17 protein-coding genes and 1 riboswitch are annotated in these 16376 nt (G+C 46.8%); of the genes, 4 read left to right on the top strand and 13 right to left on the bottom strand.

The window, feature by feature from the left end; all coding sequences use genetic code 11:
• Window positions 1–67: 67 nt before the first annotated feature.
• Together C0638_RS13200 and C0638_RS13195 are read right to left on the bottom strand one after the other, a co-directional pair.
• Window positions 68–847 (bottom strand): SDR family NAD(P)-dependent oxidoreductase, encoded by a 780-nt coding sequence (locus C0638_RS13200; RefSeq protein ID WP_013372857.1) that lies wholly within the window; start codon window positions 845–847, stop codon window positions 68–70.
• A gap of 40 nt (window positions 848–887) precedes the next feature.
• Window positions 888–1346, bottom strand: a complete 459-nt coding sequence (locus tag C0638_RS13195) for a chemotaxis protein CheX (protein WP_025365744.1) — start codon at window positions 1344–1346, stop codon at window positions 888–890.
• 424 nt (window positions 1347–1770) lie between these two features.
• On the opposite strand from C0638_RS13195, the gene C0638_RS13190 reads away from it, so the two are divergent.
• The 3 genes from C0638_RS13190 to C0638_RS13180 all read left to right on the top strand — a co-directional run bounded on the left by C0638_RS13190 (window position 1771) and on the right by C0638_RS13180 (window position 4474).
• The gene (locus tag C0638_RS13190) at window positions 1771–2673 is read left to right on the top strand and encodes a LysR family transcriptional regulator (RefSeq protein WP_013372859.1); all 903 of its coding nucleotides are present in this window, start codon (window positions 1771–1773) and stop codon (window positions 2671–2673) included.
• A gap of 60 nt (window positions 2674–2733) precedes the next feature.
• Window positions 2734–3543 (top strand): histidinol-phosphatase, encoded by an 810-nt coding sequence (locus C0638_RS13185; protein WP_025674075.1) that lies wholly within the window; start codon window positions 2734–2736, stop codon window positions 3541–3543.
• Window positions 3544–3733: 190 nt separating this feature from the next.
• Window positions 3734–4474, top strand: coding sequence for a GTP pyrophosphokinase (locus C0638_RS13180; RefSeq protein ID WP_058711989.1), 741 nt, complete (start codon window positions 3734–3736; stop codon window positions 4472–4474).
• A 53-nt stretch (window positions 4475–4527) separates the two neighbouring features.
• Here C0638_RS13180 and C0638_RS13175 read toward each other — a convergent pair whose 3' ends face one another.
• From C0638_RS13175 to C0638_RS13130, 9 genes are all read right to left on the bottom strand, one after another.
• On the bottom strand, window positions 4528–4896 hold the full coding sequence (locus C0638_RS13175) for an alpha/beta fold hydrolase (protein ID WP_233902202.1): 369 nt from the start codon (window positions 4894–4896) through the stop codon (window positions 4528–4530).
• Between the two features lie 233 nt (window positions 4897–5129).
• A complete protein-coding gene (locus C0638_RS13165) occupies window positions 5130–5405 on the bottom strand; it encodes an MFS transporter (protein WP_058711988.1) in 276 nt (91 codons plus the stop codon).
• A 294-nt stretch (window positions 5406–5699) separates the two neighbouring features.
• Window positions 5700–6308, bottom strand: coding sequence for a GNAT family N-acetyltransferase (locus C0638_RS13160; protein WP_058711987.1), 609 nt, complete (start codon window positions 6306–6308; stop codon window positions 5700–5702).
• Window positions 6309–6360: 52 nt separating this feature from the next.
• On the bottom strand, window positions 6361–7101 hold the full coding sequence (locus tag C0638_RS13155) for a metallophosphoesterase family protein (protein WP_058711986.1): 741 nt from the start codon (window positions 7099–7101) through the stop codon (window positions 6361–6363).
• A gap of 105 nt (window positions 7102–7206) precedes the next feature.
• On the bottom strand, window positions 7207–8151 hold the full coding sequence (locus C0638_RS13150; RefSeq protein WP_058711985.1) for a metallophosphoesterase: 945 nt from the start codon (window positions 8149–8151) through the stop codon (window positions 7207–7209).
• 66 nt (window positions 8152–8217) lie between these two features.
• Window positions 8218–9027: an AAC(3) family N-acetyltransferase gene (locus C0638_RS13145; protein WP_013372868.1), complete on the bottom strand. Its 810-nt coding sequence runs from the start codon at window positions 9025–9027 to the stop codon at window positions 8218–8220.
• A gap of 169 nt (window positions 9028–9196) precedes the next feature.
• Window positions 9197–9964 carry a succinate dehydrogenase iron-sulfur subunit gene (gene sdhB, locus C0638_RS13140; protein ID WP_013372870.1) on the bottom strand — a complete coding sequence of 256 codons (768 nt, stop codon included), beginning with the start codon at window positions 9962–9964 and terminating at the stop codon, window positions 9197–9199.
• 19 nt (window positions 9965–9983) lie between these two features.
• Window positions 9984–11729 (bottom strand): succinate dehydrogenase flavoprotein subunit, encoded by a 1746-nt coding sequence (gene sdhA, locus C0638_RS13135; RefSeq protein WP_013372871.1) that lies wholly within the window; start codon window positions 11727–11729, stop codon window positions 9984–9986.
• A gap of 92 nt (window positions 11730–11821) precedes the next feature.
• A complete protein-coding gene (locus tag C0638_RS13130; protein WP_025674087.1) occupies window positions 11822–12496 on the bottom strand; it encodes a succinate dehydrogenase cytochrome b558 subunit in 675 nt (224 codons plus the stop codon).
• Between the two features lie 226 nt (window positions 12497–12722).
• On the opposite strand from C0638_RS13130, the gene C0638_RS13125 reads away from it, so the two are divergent.
• On the top strand, window positions 12723–13628 hold the full coding sequence (locus tag C0638_RS13125; protein ID WP_058711984.1) for a LysR family transcriptional regulator: 906 nt from the start codon (window positions 12723–12725) through the stop codon (window positions 13626–13628).
• Window positions 13629–13633: 5 nt separating this feature from the next.
• On the opposite strand, the gene C0638_RS13120 is transcribed toward C0638_RS13125, so the two are convergent.
• Complete coding sequence (locus C0638_RS13120; protein WP_013372875.1) at window positions 13634–14311, bottom strand: potassium channel family protein; 678 nt, start codon at window positions 14309–14311, stop codon at window positions 13634–13636.
• 18 nt (window positions 14312–14329) lie between these two features.
• Window positions 14330–15670: a TrkH family potassium uptake protein gene (locus C0638_RS13115; RefSeq protein ID WP_058711983.1), complete on the bottom strand. Its 1341-nt coding sequence runs from the start codon at window positions 15668–15670 to the stop codon at window positions 14330–14332.
• 408 nt (window positions 15671–16078) lie between these two features.
• Window positions 16079–16231, bottom strand: a riboswitch (cyclic di-AMP (ydaO/yuaA leader).
• Between the last annotated feature and the right edge of the window lie 145 nt (window positions 16232–16376).

Here is a 16376-nt window from a genome sequence, read left to right as displayed (position 1 = left end):
AGCCCTGTTACCAAATCACAAAAATAAAAGATGTCCCTCACCACACCTAATGGCTACGGGACATCTATTATTTCTTATTCATCACACCATGCCCCAGCCTGTCGATCAGTCTGGGAGCTAATTGATACAGCTTGAGAAAAGGAGATACCCACTGTGGCAGATTAACCTCCTCCTTGCGGAGCTCCATCGCCCTTACGATATGCTGTGCTACCTTATCAGGTTTTAGCATAAACCAGCCAACATTCCGCACATAACCCCCTGAAGGATCTGCCAGCTCAAAAAACGGTGTATCAATCGGCCCGGGGTTAATCGTCGTTACGGTCACTCCACTTCCGCGCAGTTCTTGCCGGAGCGCATTGCTGAAACCGAGCAACGCATGCTTTGTGGCCGTATAAGAAGCCGATTTGGCTGTCCCGATTTTACCGGCCATCGATGCTACATTCACAATCTGCCCATCGTTCCGCTCTGTCATTTGCGGCAGAAACGCCTTGATGCAGCGAACAACCCCCATATAGTTCACGTCCATCATTTGTTCAAACTCTGTCAGGTCGGTTTCATTAAAATACTCAAACTTTCCGTAACCTGCATTGTTGAGCAATATATCAACCCGTCCGTATTCTTCCAATACCCGTGCAGCAACAGCCTCTACCTGCTCCTGGCAGGTAACGTCCAATGGGATCAGCTCATGCCTGCCGCTGATTCCCGCAGATACTTGCTTCAATCGCTCCTGCGAGCGTGCTGTTAAAATAGGAATCGCGCCCTTTGCGCTCAACAACTGAGCGCAAAGGGCGCCAATCCCACTGGATGCACCTGTAATCACAATTACCTTATCCTGCAATGTACTCATGGTCATCCCTCCACAATTAAAGAAACTTACTCCTTTAATATTAAGAGATCATCACCTGAATATCCAGCTCACCGATTCCTTCCACCGAAAGCGGAATACAAAGGGCGCGCTGGGGCACAAAAGTGGTCAAGTTTTCTGATTTCATGACCTGCGGAGGGGTGATATCCACGACAATTCCCTGACTGGACAAAATTGTACTGGCATTGCCACTAATCATATTGCCCAATTCCGAAATTGCGCTTTTTCCCATCTCATCAATTTCAGTCAACACAAATCCGCCCATCATCGCCGATACCATACGTAGCGCCACCTGTTCATTCAGGCCGAACACAATATTTCCGCTAAGCTGTCCGGTCATCCCGATCATAATCCAAATATGGTCGTCCACCAACTCGACATTTTTCACACCGAGATTTCCGGGTAAAGGAGATACTTGGATCAATTGTTCAATGACCCGTCTCGCCGACTCCAAAAAAGGATTTATCACTTCTGCCTTCACGATCATTGCGCCCCTTTACGATGGGCTTTTAGACACACAACAAAAGTCCCATTTAAATTTGAATTTTTATTTAAATAATGCTGGATAACGACTCAACCTGCAATAAAATACTCTCTCTATCACTTATCGACAGCAGTCCGGCAATTTTTTATAGCTAAAGCACAAAAAATGTGAATAATGTCCTATATCTTTACTATAAGCCGAATCTAGACTGGTTATTTTTAAAGTATATCAGGACTTTAGTCTTTATTTCCCAATATACCACACTTTACGGTGTACTGCTTCGATTCATTGCCCTTCCTGCTCGAATAACCTATAATCTAATGAAATAAAGCATAACGATGGTTTTACATATAAACAAGTAGATTGGCTAAACTCAGTTTATACAGCTGCGACAAGCTAAAGAAAAGAGAGGAGGAACTTCATGAACATCAGTCAACTTGAAACACTTATCATGATTTCCAAAACGATGAGCTTCCGTAAAGCCGGAGAACTTCTCAATTTGACGCAGCCGGCGGTGTCCGCCCAAATCAAAAGTCTAGAGGATGAGTTCAAAACCATTCTGATTGACCGCAACCAGCCCGTCACCCTGACCGACCGGGGAGTTGTTTTTTTGGAACACGCCGAGCGCATATTGGAGGTTGTTGAGGAATTAAGACAGAGATTGTATGACTTGAACGAAACACCGCAGGGTCACATTGCGCTGGGTACCACAACATCCATCGCCATTCAAATTTTACCGCGTGTGCTCTCCTACTTTCAGGATCAGTTCCCTCTCATCAAAACCTCCATTCAATCCATGGCCTCCTCGATGATCTATCAGCAGGTGGAGAACGGACTTATTGATGTTGGTATCGGTTATCTGATCGAACGTAATCCCAATCTAAGCACTTCAGTCCTGTATTATGATTCTTTTGAGCTTGTCGTGTCTCCTACACATCCGCTGGCCTCGCAACCACACGCTACTATTGAAGCCCTTCGGGAAATTCCGCTCATTCTGCTCTCTCCCGATACGGTAGGACGGAAATTCGTGGACGATGTTTTTAAAAAGCACCAAATTGTGCCCCATGTCGTGATCGAGTTGTCCAGCAGTGAGGAAGTCAAACGGATGGTCGAAATCAATCTCGGAGCTGCCATAATTTCCAGACTGTCAGTCACTTCTGAACTGCGTACAGGCACATTAAAAATGATCCATATTCCCGAGCTGGAAGTTAGTCATCCGGTAGGGGTGATTTATAAGTCCGGCCGTTATCTAAACTCAGCAATGCAGCAATTTTTGAGCGATCTGAAGGGGATGCCGGAGACGAATTTCACCAATTCTGAATAACGTAATTCGCTATGAACAACATACACAATATAAACCTTGGTTACGAAAGGAAGACAGTCCATGAAATTTGATCTGCACACCCATCATTTCCGCTGCGGTCATGCAGACGGCAACATTCGGGATTACATCGAAGCAGGTATTCAATCAGGCTTACAAGCTATTGGTATTTCCGACCATTCCCCCTTCCTATGTAGCGAAAAGGATCAGGCTTTTCCTAAAATTTATATGGCTAAGTCACAGCTTGCTGAATATGTAAAAGAAGTACAGGAGCTTAAGCAGGAATACGAGGGCCGTATTGACGTGCTCCTTGGATTGGAAACGGATTATTTCCCTGATTTTGCTGAATTGTATCGTTCTACTTTGGCTCCTTATCCATTTGATTACCTTATCGGGTCGATTCACAATGTCGAAGGGGATAGCATTTTTAACCGCAACCGTTGGAAAAAATTAAGTGACGCTCGTAAAGTCGAGGTCAAACAAGCCTACTATGCGCTCATTCAGCAATCTGCGCGAAGCGGCATGTTTCAGATTTTAGGTCATATTGACGCAATGAAGGGGAATTTCCCTGCCTTTTCAGACATTCCTGCCGATGAAGCCATTGACGAAACCTTGCGAGTGATTGCGGAATCCAATGTAGCGATTGAAATTAATACTTCAGGTAAAACCAAGCTGAGTGGCGGATGGTATCCCTCTGCTTCTATTTTAGAAAGAGCGCACCATTTTGGTGTGGAGGTCACTTTTGGTTCGGATGCCCATAAGCCTTCACGGGTAGGCGACGATTGGGAAGACGTAAAAGCGATGCTGAAGGATATCGGCTTCCGGGAATGGGTTTATTTTAAAGAAAAACGTAAAATTCCTGTGGCGCTTTAAAATGTATTAAGGGTGGGAATCGCTGTTGCAATGGGATTCTTGAGAAATCCTTATATGGGGTAACAATCCCATTGCAAAGGCGAACACTACGCTTCTCCAGATTCAAATCCTCGCTCTGCTACCAATCGCCTTAAACCGTACAACTCCATTATTTTAAATAAACAACATCTTTGTGTGAGGAGAATTACATATGCAATTGGAAGATCCTATGGACAAGCTCAAAAAGCTAAAGCATGATATCACGCGATTTATGCTCATCTATAAGTTTGCACTCGACGAAATGGAAACCAAGATTGAAATATTAAAGCAGGAATTTCAAGCATTGCACGATTACAGCCCTATTGAGCATACCAAATCACGCCTTAAATCTCCTGAGAGTATCATGAACAAAATGCTTCGTAAAAATAGTGAGTTATCGCTGGATGCTATCAAAGATTCTATCAAGGATATCGCGGGCTTACGTATTACTTGTTCTTTTATTTCTGACATTTATGATGTCAGTAACATGCTTCAGAGACAGAGTGACCTCAAGGTGCTGGAAATCAAGGATTACATCAAGAATCCCAAGCCGAACGGTTATCAGAGTCTGCATTTGCTGGTTCAAGTTCCTGTATTCATGTCGGACTGTGAGGAACTAGTCTGCGTAGAGGTGCAGATTCGAACCATTGCGATGGATTTTTGGGCAAGCCTGGAGCATAAAATCTTTTATAAATACAACCAGTCTGTTCCCGAGAGTCTGACACGTGAATTAAAGAACGCGGCGGATTCCGCTAATGCGCTGGATCTGCAAATGGAACGTCTGCATCGTGAAATCAAGGAGATTAAAGATGCCAGAGGTGAAGAAGACTCTATGGAAGAGCTTCGAAAGATTATGATTAATAAACAGCAAATTACGGTGCCAGCCAATTTTTTGAAGCTTCTAGGGGAATAATTTTGATCAACCAATAGCATGTTTATTCAAAAATTGAAGAATAGAATCATTGATTAAAATGGGCTGTTCTCTAAGCATGTGGGGTCGATGATACAACCCGGAGCAACTAGATAACGTGAATCTTGGACCCATAAGCATAATTCCTGAAGCTGCTCTTCTGTGGCAAAGTCGTCATGTTCACCAGCAATAAGTAATGCAGGGCACGTAATGCAGCTTAACTCATTACGTGTCAATTGCGGATATTGGCGCCAATCCTGAGCGCTATGACGCATAAATTCCTGCCAATTACCTTGATGCGCTTCCTCATGGCGTTCCATCATTTGATGGATCATTTCATAACATTCGTTTTGGATGAGCCCCTCCGGCTCAAACTCATCTGCCCCCTCAAGACATGTGACTCCACTACAGCCAATAACGAGCACATGTCTCCATTCGGTATTACACAATCGTGGTACATGGATACGTCCAAAGCCCAGTCAGAGGGATACTCCTTTCTCTCCCTAAATGAATGGCTTCCAGAGCTGGTAACCAGCCTGAACCGTACCTATGGATTATAAAAAAAAGAGGACCCGAAGCTTCGGGTCCCAGCAATTTATATGATTCAAAGGGGGTCATATCTATGTTGTACCCAGTCTATATTAAAGTAGTTTTGCAGTTATATTTCATTTTTGTAACAAAATGAAATACAAATGAGCGCAGCCAAGGCAAGAAGGCCACTCACCGCCACAGAAATAATGAATGCCCTGATATAATCGGACAGATTAGCATCTGAAAGCGTGTGATTGAGCGAGGATAAGAACAAGATACCGATCAAAGCGACACCCAACGAATTAGCCAAGTACATAAAGGTCGTAAACAAGCCTAAACCCGTTCCTGCCTCTTCAGCCGATACAGCACCAAGGGCGACATGGGCCAGTGGCGTTGTGTTCATCCCGAGACCTAGACTCTATACACCTAGTAGCATGATATTTTGAATATGACATAAATGGATTGTATCTAGATGTAACGATCCCTTCCCTTACCCAAATGAGGCGGAATCGTGAGTTAGCCCTTCTTTCCTGATTGGTTCTAACTATAGGATAACAAAAAAAAGAGGACCCGAATGATCGGGTCCCAGCAACATATATTATTCAAAAGGGGGTCATGTCTGTATTGTACCCGTCCTGTGTTAGAGTTGTTTTGCAGTTATATTTCATCTTTGTAACAAAATATTCCAATGTTATTTCTACGCATAATCCCCTTGGGTCAGCGAAAATACCAATACACTCGGCACCTCTCCTGAGGGATCATAGGCACCAATGGTGCGCAGCAGGCGCATCTTATTTTTCATAAGCACACGCATAGAAGCCTGGTTATTCTCTTGGCAACGGCTTTCGATCCGCTTGAGCTTCAAAGACTCGAAACCAAATTTCAGCATTTCTCCTACGACTTCTGTAGCCAGTCCCTGTCCCCAAAAAGGCCGATCCAGAATATAGCCCAGTTGTGCCTCACCCGTTCTTTCATTCCATTGCTGAAAAGAAACAATACCGAGCAACGATGAGGAGGACCGTTCGTTGAATTCATCATGCAGATTGCTCTCTCCTGTAATTCTCCGATGACATTCCACCGCAAAATGCAGGGAATCCAGTGAGTCAGCTGATATTTTAATTTGCGCAACCAGGCGTCTCATTCTTGCATAGACTGGCTTGCGAATTCGATTCACATATTGGATTACCAATGGATCGGATAAGATCCGCTCCAGCGCAGGATAATCCTCCGCTTTTAGCTGGCGCAATCGGACTCGGCGAGTGTAAAGCTCCGGCAATCCGAGACGAAGCATTTCTCTGGTCAGCACAATGTTCCCTCCTGCGGATGGATTCTGCTTTTAGCCATGCATATTTCCATACTTAAACCAGGTCCTGAATTCCCCGGTAAATTCCGGTACGCAGCTCTCGAATATAATATGCCAAAGAAGGCACATCTGCCTCCTCTGCTTGTTTTACTGCCAATTCTATATCATAGGGTACGCGTACAAAATGAATGGAAAAAGGCGTGAGCTGCTCCTCTCCCCATCGCCCCTCTAAAATGCAGTAGGAAGCCTGGGTAATATCCAACGGATTCCCGACACTCCCAACGTTAAAAAGTGTTTTTCCCTGAAAATGCTGGATAAAGGCATTATGCACATCCCCATATCCCACAACCTCTGGAGCAAAAGGTACTTTTCCACTTTCTTCAGCTAGCGGATCGAACATGGCAAGCCTTTTGGCTGGCTCATCCCATGGCTGTACGCGGTGATACACACTTTGCGGCGAGGCATGCACCAAGCGGATACGACGTCCGCTCATTCTGAAATCATAATGAAACGGCAACTGCGCCAAATACTGCACTCGCTCTGCACCCAAACGTTCGGCTTGCCAGCTAAAATTGAGATCATCCGTTATGCTAACCAGCTCATCCCAATTGCCCCGAACGACGACTTCACAATGTTGACGGATAGCATCCAGAACCTCGCACGGGCTAGGCCCTTTGCCGATCAGATCCCCCAAACAAAACACACGGCTAATGCCTCGGGAAGCAATATCCTCCAGCACCGCCTCACAAGCAGGCCAATTGCCATGAATATCTGAAATGACAGCAATACGATCCATCTGAATCTCACTCCTTTGTCCGAAACGGCTACATCTCTACACTACATTCAAGCCAACATTATGTAGTTCCAACATATATGATGAAGATGAAAAAAAGATTATGACCTATTTTCCAGATTTTAACGTAATAACACTAAGCTCCGGTCTGCACATTACCCGTATTGGCAAATGTGTCATACCAATGCCTCGGCTGACATACAGTGGCATTCTATCCGTTCCCACATGAAATAATCCCTGAATGTACTTGCGTCCACCAGGGGGCGGCATCGGTGCTCCAATGACAGGCAAACGTACCTGTCCCCCATGTGTATGTCCTGACAATTGAAGATCAAAGGACATTTGTGCCGCCACATCTGCATAGTCCGGCTCATGCATCAGTAGCAGCTTGCACATCCCATCAGGCAGTCCGTGGATTGCACGCTGCGGATTGGGCTTGCCCATGATGTTATCCTCCAAGCCGACAATGGCCACACGTTGTCCCGCGCGCTCTACAACCGCATGCTCATTTCTCAGCAGTGTAAATCCGGTTTTTGGATATAGCTCCTGAACGCCGGCGGGTAAGCCTCTATAATCATGATTGCCCAGAATAGCAAACTTACCAAGGGTAGCGTGCATGGAAGCCATAACTGGAACAGCAGCCTTCATCGATACGGAATAATCATCTACAATATCGCCTGTAAAACAGAGCAAATCCGGCTCCAGACCTGCTATTCGGTCCGCAAGCTCGCTCAGATCTTGCTCATCCATGTGAAACCCCAAGTGCACATCGCTGAAATGCACCACCCTAATTCCGTCAAATGCAGACGGAAGACGAGGGAGAGACAAGTTGAAGCGTGTAATCTCCAAATGATTAGGCTCCCATAAGGAGGCATATCCTCCAGCCAATAGTGCAGTTCCTGCTGTGGCTAAAGCCGCCTTTTTCAAAAAACGGCGGCGGGAAGGATTGGCTGGCTCATTTGATAAGGAACGCCGCGAAGAACCGGGAGGGATAGCGGCCTCCTGATGTGGGCCATCCTGACTCTCGCGGCGGATTTGCGGCGTCTTTTCCATATGCGTTCCCCCTTGCGATCTATTCCTCTATCTCATTTTCTCAGAATCCCCTACTGTTCAGAAGCTTTAGCGATGAGTGGACAACCACTGCTCTGCATAGTCAACTAAATCCCGTTGCCTTGCGAAAAAACATGAAGCCTCTCCAATGTTCACCCGCATAAAGGATGTGGGACATTCCCGTTCAAAATCAAGTCCCAGCTGCTCAAAATCATCCGAGGTAATATTATAATCCTGAAAAGACACCCACGTTTTGGTCCCATCCACCATCATAGGGGCTTGATGCGTGACAACTTCACGTCCATTGTAGGCTGTTCGATATTCTGCCAAATGTAAGGAGGTGTTGCTGTCATGTCCGCAGCCCAGCAGCAGTACATAGGCATCTGCCTCATACAGCTTCGCCAAGGGCGAATGCTCACCCAGCCCAAAATCAAGCTCATGCGCTTCCAGCAAGCCTATAGCAGCAGGTCCACATGCCGCCAGAGAAACGTGCGGATGTCCGCTGCGCACTGTTCCCGGCAGGCCACGGAACGTTTCTACAATGACGCCCATCCCTCCGGTCAACGTCCAGGCCGGATCATAAGCAGGCATTTCCTCACGTACCAGTTCCCACCATGACTCATCCAGAGGCGGGTTCATCCAGGTGGACGGATCTGTCAAGTCGTGTGACTGTGTTGGCATCACCAGCGTCCCTTCCCGGCCAATCGCTTCGGTTAATGCGGCAAGAATGGTGGAGGCCCCGCCTGGAACAAAGCGCCCAAAGCTGCGCATCGACGAGTGAACAAGCAATGTCATGCCGCTCTGAACTCCCAGCTCCTTTAATCCTTTCATTACATCCGACCTCGTGACAGGTCGATTCGTTATCGGTTGCACAGTCACCTGTCCAGCCTCCTTTTCTCCAAAACGATACACAATATTATAATTATACCATAAGTGCTGTCCCTCGCTCCTTCCTCCATGTTACCCTCCATCATTCCTGAGCGCAAAAAAACAGGCTTTCTCCGGTTGGGAAGAAGCCTGTTTGAGTACAACCTATGGGCTGACTCTGCTACACAGTCAGCCAGCGCTTAAACATATGCTTAGTCGTTTGCTTGTTCATTTCGGCAATAGAAGTTGTCAACGGAATGCCTTTCGGGCAAGAGCGTACGCAGTTTTGCGAATTACCACAGCCTTCTAGCCCGTCGTCCGTCATCAATGCATCCAGGCGCTCTTCCTGATTCATTTCCCCTGTCGGATGGCTGTTAAACAGGCGAACCTGAGATATCGCCGCAGGACCGATGAACGTCGTCTTCTCATTGACGTTCGGGCATGCTTCCAGACAGACACCACAGGTCATGCACTTGGACAGCTCATATGCCCACTGACGCTTTTTCTCTGCCATTCTAGGACCCGGTCCCAGATCGTAGGTACCGTCAATCGGAATCCACGCTTTGACCTTCTTGAGCGCGTTAAACATCCGGCTGCGGTCAATGACCAAATCCCGTACTACCGGGAATGTACTCATGGGCGCAATCGTAATCGGCTGCTCCAGCTTATCGACGAGCGCTGCGCACGCCTGACGTGGCTTGCCGTTAATCACCATAGAACAAGCTCCACATACTTCCTCCAGGCAGTTTGACTCCCAGCACACCGGAGCCGTCTCTTTACCTTGGCTGTCTACCGGGTTACGCTGAATTTCCATCAGCGCGCTGATCACGTTCATTCCCGGTCTGTAGGCCAATTCAAATTCTTCCGTATAGGAACTAGCATTAGGCTCATCCTGACGAGTAACCACGAACTTCACTGTTTTATTCGACTTCACTGCTTGCTCCGACATCTAAATACACTCCCTTCTGTTACTTGCTCTTGGAATAATCTCGAACACGCGGCTTGATCAGTGAAACGTCGACCTCTTCATACGAAATTTGTGGTCCTTCCGGTGTCCAATCTGCAATCGTCGTTTTCAGATAATCTTCATCGTTGCGATCCGGGAAGTCCGGCTTGTAATGGGCCCCGCGGCTTTCGTTGCGCAGTAGCGCCCCTTTGGTCATCGCTTCAGCCAGTTCCATCATATTCCACAACTGCCGTGTAAACGCCGCACCCGCATTATTCCAGCGCGAAGCGTCATTAATGTTAATGTTCGAGTAACGTTCCTTCAGCTCCTTGATCTTGTGAATCGTAGCTTCCAGCTTGTCATTATAACGAACCACGGTCATATTGTTCGTCATCCACTCACCCAGCTCTTTGTGAAGAACATAGGCATTTTCTTTTCCGTCCATATGCAAAATACGCTCATACTTCTCCGTCTGCTGATTGACTGCGGCATCAAATACCGAAGAAGCTACATCCTGTGCAGACTTTTTCAAGCCCTTGATATATTCCACAGCCTTTGGTCCAGCCACCATCCCGCCATAAATGGCCGACAGCAGTGAGTTTGCACCCAAGCGGTTCGCTCCGTGATACTGGAACTCACATTCACCAGCTGCGAACAGACCCGGTATATTTGTCATTTGGTTGTAATCGACCCACATGCCGCCCATTGAATAGTGAACAGCCGGGAATATTTTCATTGGGATTTTACGCGGATCGTCGCCGACAAATTTTTCATAAATCTCAATAATGCCGCCCAGCTTTACATCCAGCTCTTTCGGGTCCTTGTGAGACAGATCCAGATAGACCATGTTCTCGCCGTTAATACCCAGTCCATCATCAACGCATACGCTGAATATTTCACGTGTCGCAATGTCGCGAGGGACCAGATTTCCATAAGCCGGATATTTTTCTTCAAGGAAATACCATGGCTTTCCGTCTTTATACGTCCAAATGCGACCGCCCTCTCCCCGTGCCGACTCGGACATGAGACGCAGCTTGTCGTCACCAGGTATAGCCGTTGGATGAATCTGTATAAACTCACCGTTCGCATAGCGAACGCCTTGCTGATACACTGCACCGGCAGCCGTGCCGGTATTAATGACGGAATTTGTGGTTTTACCGAAAATAATCCCGGGACCACCAGATGCCAGAATAACGGCATCCGCTGCAAAAGTCTTCACTTCCATCGTACGCAAATCTTGCCCACAAATCCCTCGACAGATGCCTTCATCATCCAGTACAGCCTGTAAAAACTCCCAGTTTTCGTACTTGGTCACCAAACCAGCAGATTCCCAGCGTCGTACCTGCTCATCGAGAGCATACAGGAGCTGCTGTCCTGTCGTCGCACCAGCAAAGGCTGTGCGATGATGCTGGGTACCGCCAAAACGGCGGAAATCCAGCAGTCCTTCTGGTGTCCGATTGAACATAACACCCATACGGTCCATGAGATGGATGATTCCCGGAGCCGCTTCGCACATCGCTTTTACCGGCGGCTGGTTTGCCAGAAAGTCACCGCCGTAGACTGAATCGTCAAAGTGAATCCAGGGTGAGTCTCCCTCACCTTTGGTATTTACCGCACCGTTAATGCCACCTTGCGCACAAACGGAGTGGGATCTTTTGACCGGAACCAAAGAAAATAAATGAACGTGGACTCCCGCCTCTGCCGCCTTGATCGTAGCCATTAGACCTGCCAGACCGCCGCCCACGACAATAATATTGGATGCTGCCATTTCTGCTCACTCCTTCTTTTCAGGATTTGTACTAAATCCCCTTTACCATTCAGAATAGAATCTCAACACAATGTATAATTTAAATAACTCGTTTACAGTAGCTGTTTAAAAGCGCTGCAATGCACCAAGGCTGTTGCCGTTTCCTGGAATTCCGCGCTACGGAATGCAAGCAGGGAAGCAACGAAGCCAATCGACACCACCACGAACAGGGTCATACAGATATAGGAAGATACTTTTTGGGCACGTGGTCCCACGGTAATCCCCCAACTGACCATAAATGCCCACAGTCCATTAGCAAAGTGAAATGATGCCGAAACGACACTGATTAAATACAAAATAAAATAGACCGGGTTCGTCACTATGCCATGCATTACGCCGCCTAGCTCCTCATGAGTGACATTACCCAGGGCCACCTGAAAGCGTGTGTCGTATACGTGCCAGATAATAAATACAAACGTAATGACTCCGGAAATACGCTGGAACAAAAAGCGCCAGTTACGCGAATAGCCAAACCTTTTGACATTCGGATCAGCCTGATAAGCAATATACAAGCCATAGATTCCGTGGAACAGTAATGGCAAGTAGATGAATAACGTTTCTAACACAATAACCAGCGGCAAACCATTCAGGAAGGCCACGCTGCGATTAAAACCTTCCTTACCGCCCTCCACCGCTGTGAAGTTCGTCACCAAATGCTCAACAAAAAATAGAGCCAACGGAATGACGCCAAGAAGCGAATGCAGCTTTCTGGAATAAAATCCTCTCATCTAGGTCATGCTCCCTTCTCCCAATAATAGCGTTTTCAATAGTAATATAACATATAAAATGACAGTTCCCGACAGGGAATGTTCAACAAGGTGTCCCTTATAAGGAAAAACAAAAGTGTGAACATCTTGTGTCGCTTTCATGTTACTCCTTTTCGGCTTATAATGGAATTGCAATATACGTATTAATTATTATGTCTTTTTTGCATATAGAGAGGAAGTGGAAGATTTGTTTGAGGATTTGAACGCTTTTGCCGTCGTTGTCGAGCAGTCCAGCTTGAATAAAGCCTCCAAACTGCTGAATTTGTCCCAACCCGCCCTGTCTCGCAAAATTGCCAAGCTGGAGGAAGAGCTGGGTGTCCATCTCTTTGATCGTCGGGGCAAACGGCTCGAAATTACATCGACTGGCCGATTTGTATATACTTTCGCGCTGGAGCAACGGCAACGTCAGCTTCGCTTCTTACAAAAGCTGTCACAGCACAAAAATGAAGCCCAGAGCATGCTTACTCTGGGCGCAAGTCTTACGACACTCCAAACGACGTTGCCTACCCTCGTCGAGGCTTTCATGAGCAAGCATCCTCAGACTGAGCTAAAGCTGCTCACCGGCAAAACGCATGAAATCGTCGCCTTTGTACGCGACAAAAAAGCAGACGCCGGCGTGGTCGGGTCTGCCATTCATGAAGCTGGATTACGCTGCATTCCGTTATTTGACGATCATTTGGAGCTAGTCGTCCCCATCGGACATGAATTAACTGTCAAGACAGGAACGGCTTCAATGAAGGACCTGCAAGGATTGCCGATGATCATTTTCTCCAAAGGAACCTGGTACCGCAGCCTGACGGATGACTTGTTCCAGCGCAGCGGCATTATGCCGGATATCCGCATGGAAATCGACTCCTTCGAGGCGATTGTACGCCTGCTTCCAACCTGCAAGGCATCCGCTTTGCTGCCCAAATCCTACTTGCGCAGCGAACTACTGCGAGATAATGGACTTACTGCATTGTACTTGCCTGATTTGAAGGAGACACGCCGAACGACCTCCCTCATATACTCAGAAACGGCCGATCTCGGCCCGACAGCACGACGCTGGATTAGCGAGACACGTGCATCGTTTGCAGGCTACCGTATGGTGTAGAGAATTTAACCCTCTTCATTGACATTAACGACCTCATCCTCAAAGCGGCCGATATTGTCATTGGAGCCGATAATGACCATAATATCGTCTGCTTTCAGCCGATCCATAGCTGTCGGCGCGATCAAGATACCATTCGCCGTATGAAGTGCCACGATGCTGCAACCAAAGCGGGTACGAGCATTTAATTCTGCTAACGTTTTGCCATTCAGACATGCAGGCACATTGAGTTCCACAATGCTGTATTCCTTGGACAGCTCCAAATAATCGAGCAGATTAGGCGTGACCAGCTGATGCGCTACCCGAATACCCATATCTCGTTCCGGATAAATGACTCGGTCCACCCCAAGCTTCTCTAACGCACGCCCATGCAGTACAGATATAGCTTTGGCTACGACTTTTCTCACACCCAGCTCCTTCAGCAAAATGGCGGTCAGGATGCTTACCTGAATATCATCACCAATTGCAACAATGCCGCAATCGAAATTACGGATGCCCAGTGACCGCAACGCATCCTCATCTGTAGCGTCCGCCACGACAGTATGTGTCAGGATCTCACTCATACTGTCTACAACATCCTCATTCCGATCAATGCCCAGCACCTCGCACCCCATATCCACCAATTGCAAAGCCAGGCTTGAGCCAAACCGTCCCAAGCCAATGACTACAAACTGCTGCGTTTTCATATCTACTCGAAAACTCCCTTACCCTATAATTATTTTACCTTCTGGATGACGATACAATTCCTTACCCTTTTTCGGTCCCAGTGCATAAGCTAGCGTGAGTGGACCCAGCCTGCCTGCAAACATCGTCAGAGTAATCACCAGCTTGCCTACAACTGACAAATCAGGTGTAAGCCCCATAGACAGCCCTACTGTACCAAATGCAGACACTGTCTCGAACAAGATCATTAGAAAATGATGATCTTCGGTTGCGGACAGAATCATCGTCACCCCAATCACGAACAGCAGCCCCAGCAAGGTAATGGTCAAAGCCTTATAAATTCGTGCCTGCGCAAGTCGGTACCGGAACAACACAATATCTTCCCGTCCCCGCAGCATCGAAAACACCGCTCCAATGAGCAGGGCAAATGTAGTGGTCTTAATCCCGCCCCCAGTGGAGCCAGGCGAAGCTCCAATAAACATGAGTATGATGATAAAAAATTGCGTAGCCTGCCGCAAGCCTGCAATGTCCAGCGTGTTGGCACCTGCGGTACGTGGAGTAACGGACTGGAATAAAGAACCCAGCATTTTACCACCCCAATCAAGCGAGCCAAGCGTCTTTGGATTCGTAAACTCAAATACAAAAATGACGAGCGTCCCGACGACAATCAGAGCAGCTGTCATGCTGAGTACCACCTTGGTATGTAAGGATAGTCTCTTACGCTTACGATAATCTGCCAGGTCTGACATCACTACAAAACCAATACCACCCGAAATAATGAGAAACATGGCTGTAAAATTAACAATCGGATCATATACATAACCTGTCAGGCTGCGAAATTCACCGAATAAATCAAAACCAGCATTATTAAACATGGAAATGGCATGCCAAATTCCAAAATAAATCGCCCTGCCGACAGGCATATCAAATGACCAGCGAATCGAAAAAATAGCTGCACATACTCCCTCAATCATCAGCGAGTACCATAGCACCTTGCGGATCAATCCAACAATTCCTTCGACAGAGGTCTGATTCATCGCTTCTTGCAAAATAAGGCGCTCCCGCAAGGAAATGCGACGTTTGAACACCAGCGCGATCAAGGTAGCCATGGTCATAAAGCCAAGACCACCGATCTGGATCAGCGCAACGATAACGATTTGACCAAAGGTTGTAAAAAAGAGCCCTGTATCCTTAACGACAAGTCCGGTTACACAGGTCGCGGATGCGGCAGTAAACAAAGCGTCTATAAACGCAAGTGGTTTTCCTGTTGTATTAGAGATGGGCAGCATTAACAATAAACTACCTATTAGAATGATAATGGCAAAGCCTGCAACGAATATCTGCGGTGGAGAAAGCCGAAGCCAGCGTGCATTGGGATTCATCTATTCATCACTTCTCTCCTAATCCTTAAAACTATAAAAACAGTGACTTAATACGGTGTAAGCCCGCTACGCGTTCCATTTATCTTCCGATCGTCGTTGCCCCTGATTTTTTTGATTTTCCAAACCTTAAGTAGCTATAATTAGCATTCCCTGAATACAGGAAGAATGCATGTCAAACACTACTCGGCTCCCTGTGCTATTGGCGAGCAGCAGCGAAGGGGGCAGAATTGTTCTGAAGAAGCGAAGCGTTTGCCTTTATCTCCGGATTTTAACCATTAAAGGGTTTATACAATCAAAAAAATCCGGGGATAACTGCAATTGGAAGAATAATCTGAACCCGCAGCGGTCTAACCAATCCAAACACTTTTATACACACAAAAAAAGACACCGGAAAACCGAGTGCCTGACTTGGTTCCTGCCCACAGCCTACGAGGTTAGCTGACGGATTCGGACAGCACAGTATGCCCTATTTACACTTCCGGTCCATCAGGATCGGCTGTAAAATTCACCCCAGTAACATGGTTCCCCCGTTTTCTCATAGAAATTCGGCTTAAATGTATATCATTACCCATATATTTCATAGGCATTGCCTCAAGATTATAATCCTTCTCTATCCAGATCACAAAACCGATTTCGCCGAAAAAACGTGAAATTGGCTTTAATTCGCGAATAGACATCGATTAATCACAGCTTATCTAATTTTATT

Source organism: Paenibacillus sp. lzh-N1, assembly GCF_002872435.1.
In the GTDB taxonomy this organism is placed as follows: domain Bacteria; phylum Bacillota; class Bacilli; order Paenibacillales; family Paenibacillaceae; genus Paenibacillus; species Paenibacillus polymyxa_C.
Note: the sequence above shows the minus strand (reverse complement) of the source record. Positions and strands in the feature narration are given on the sequence as shown.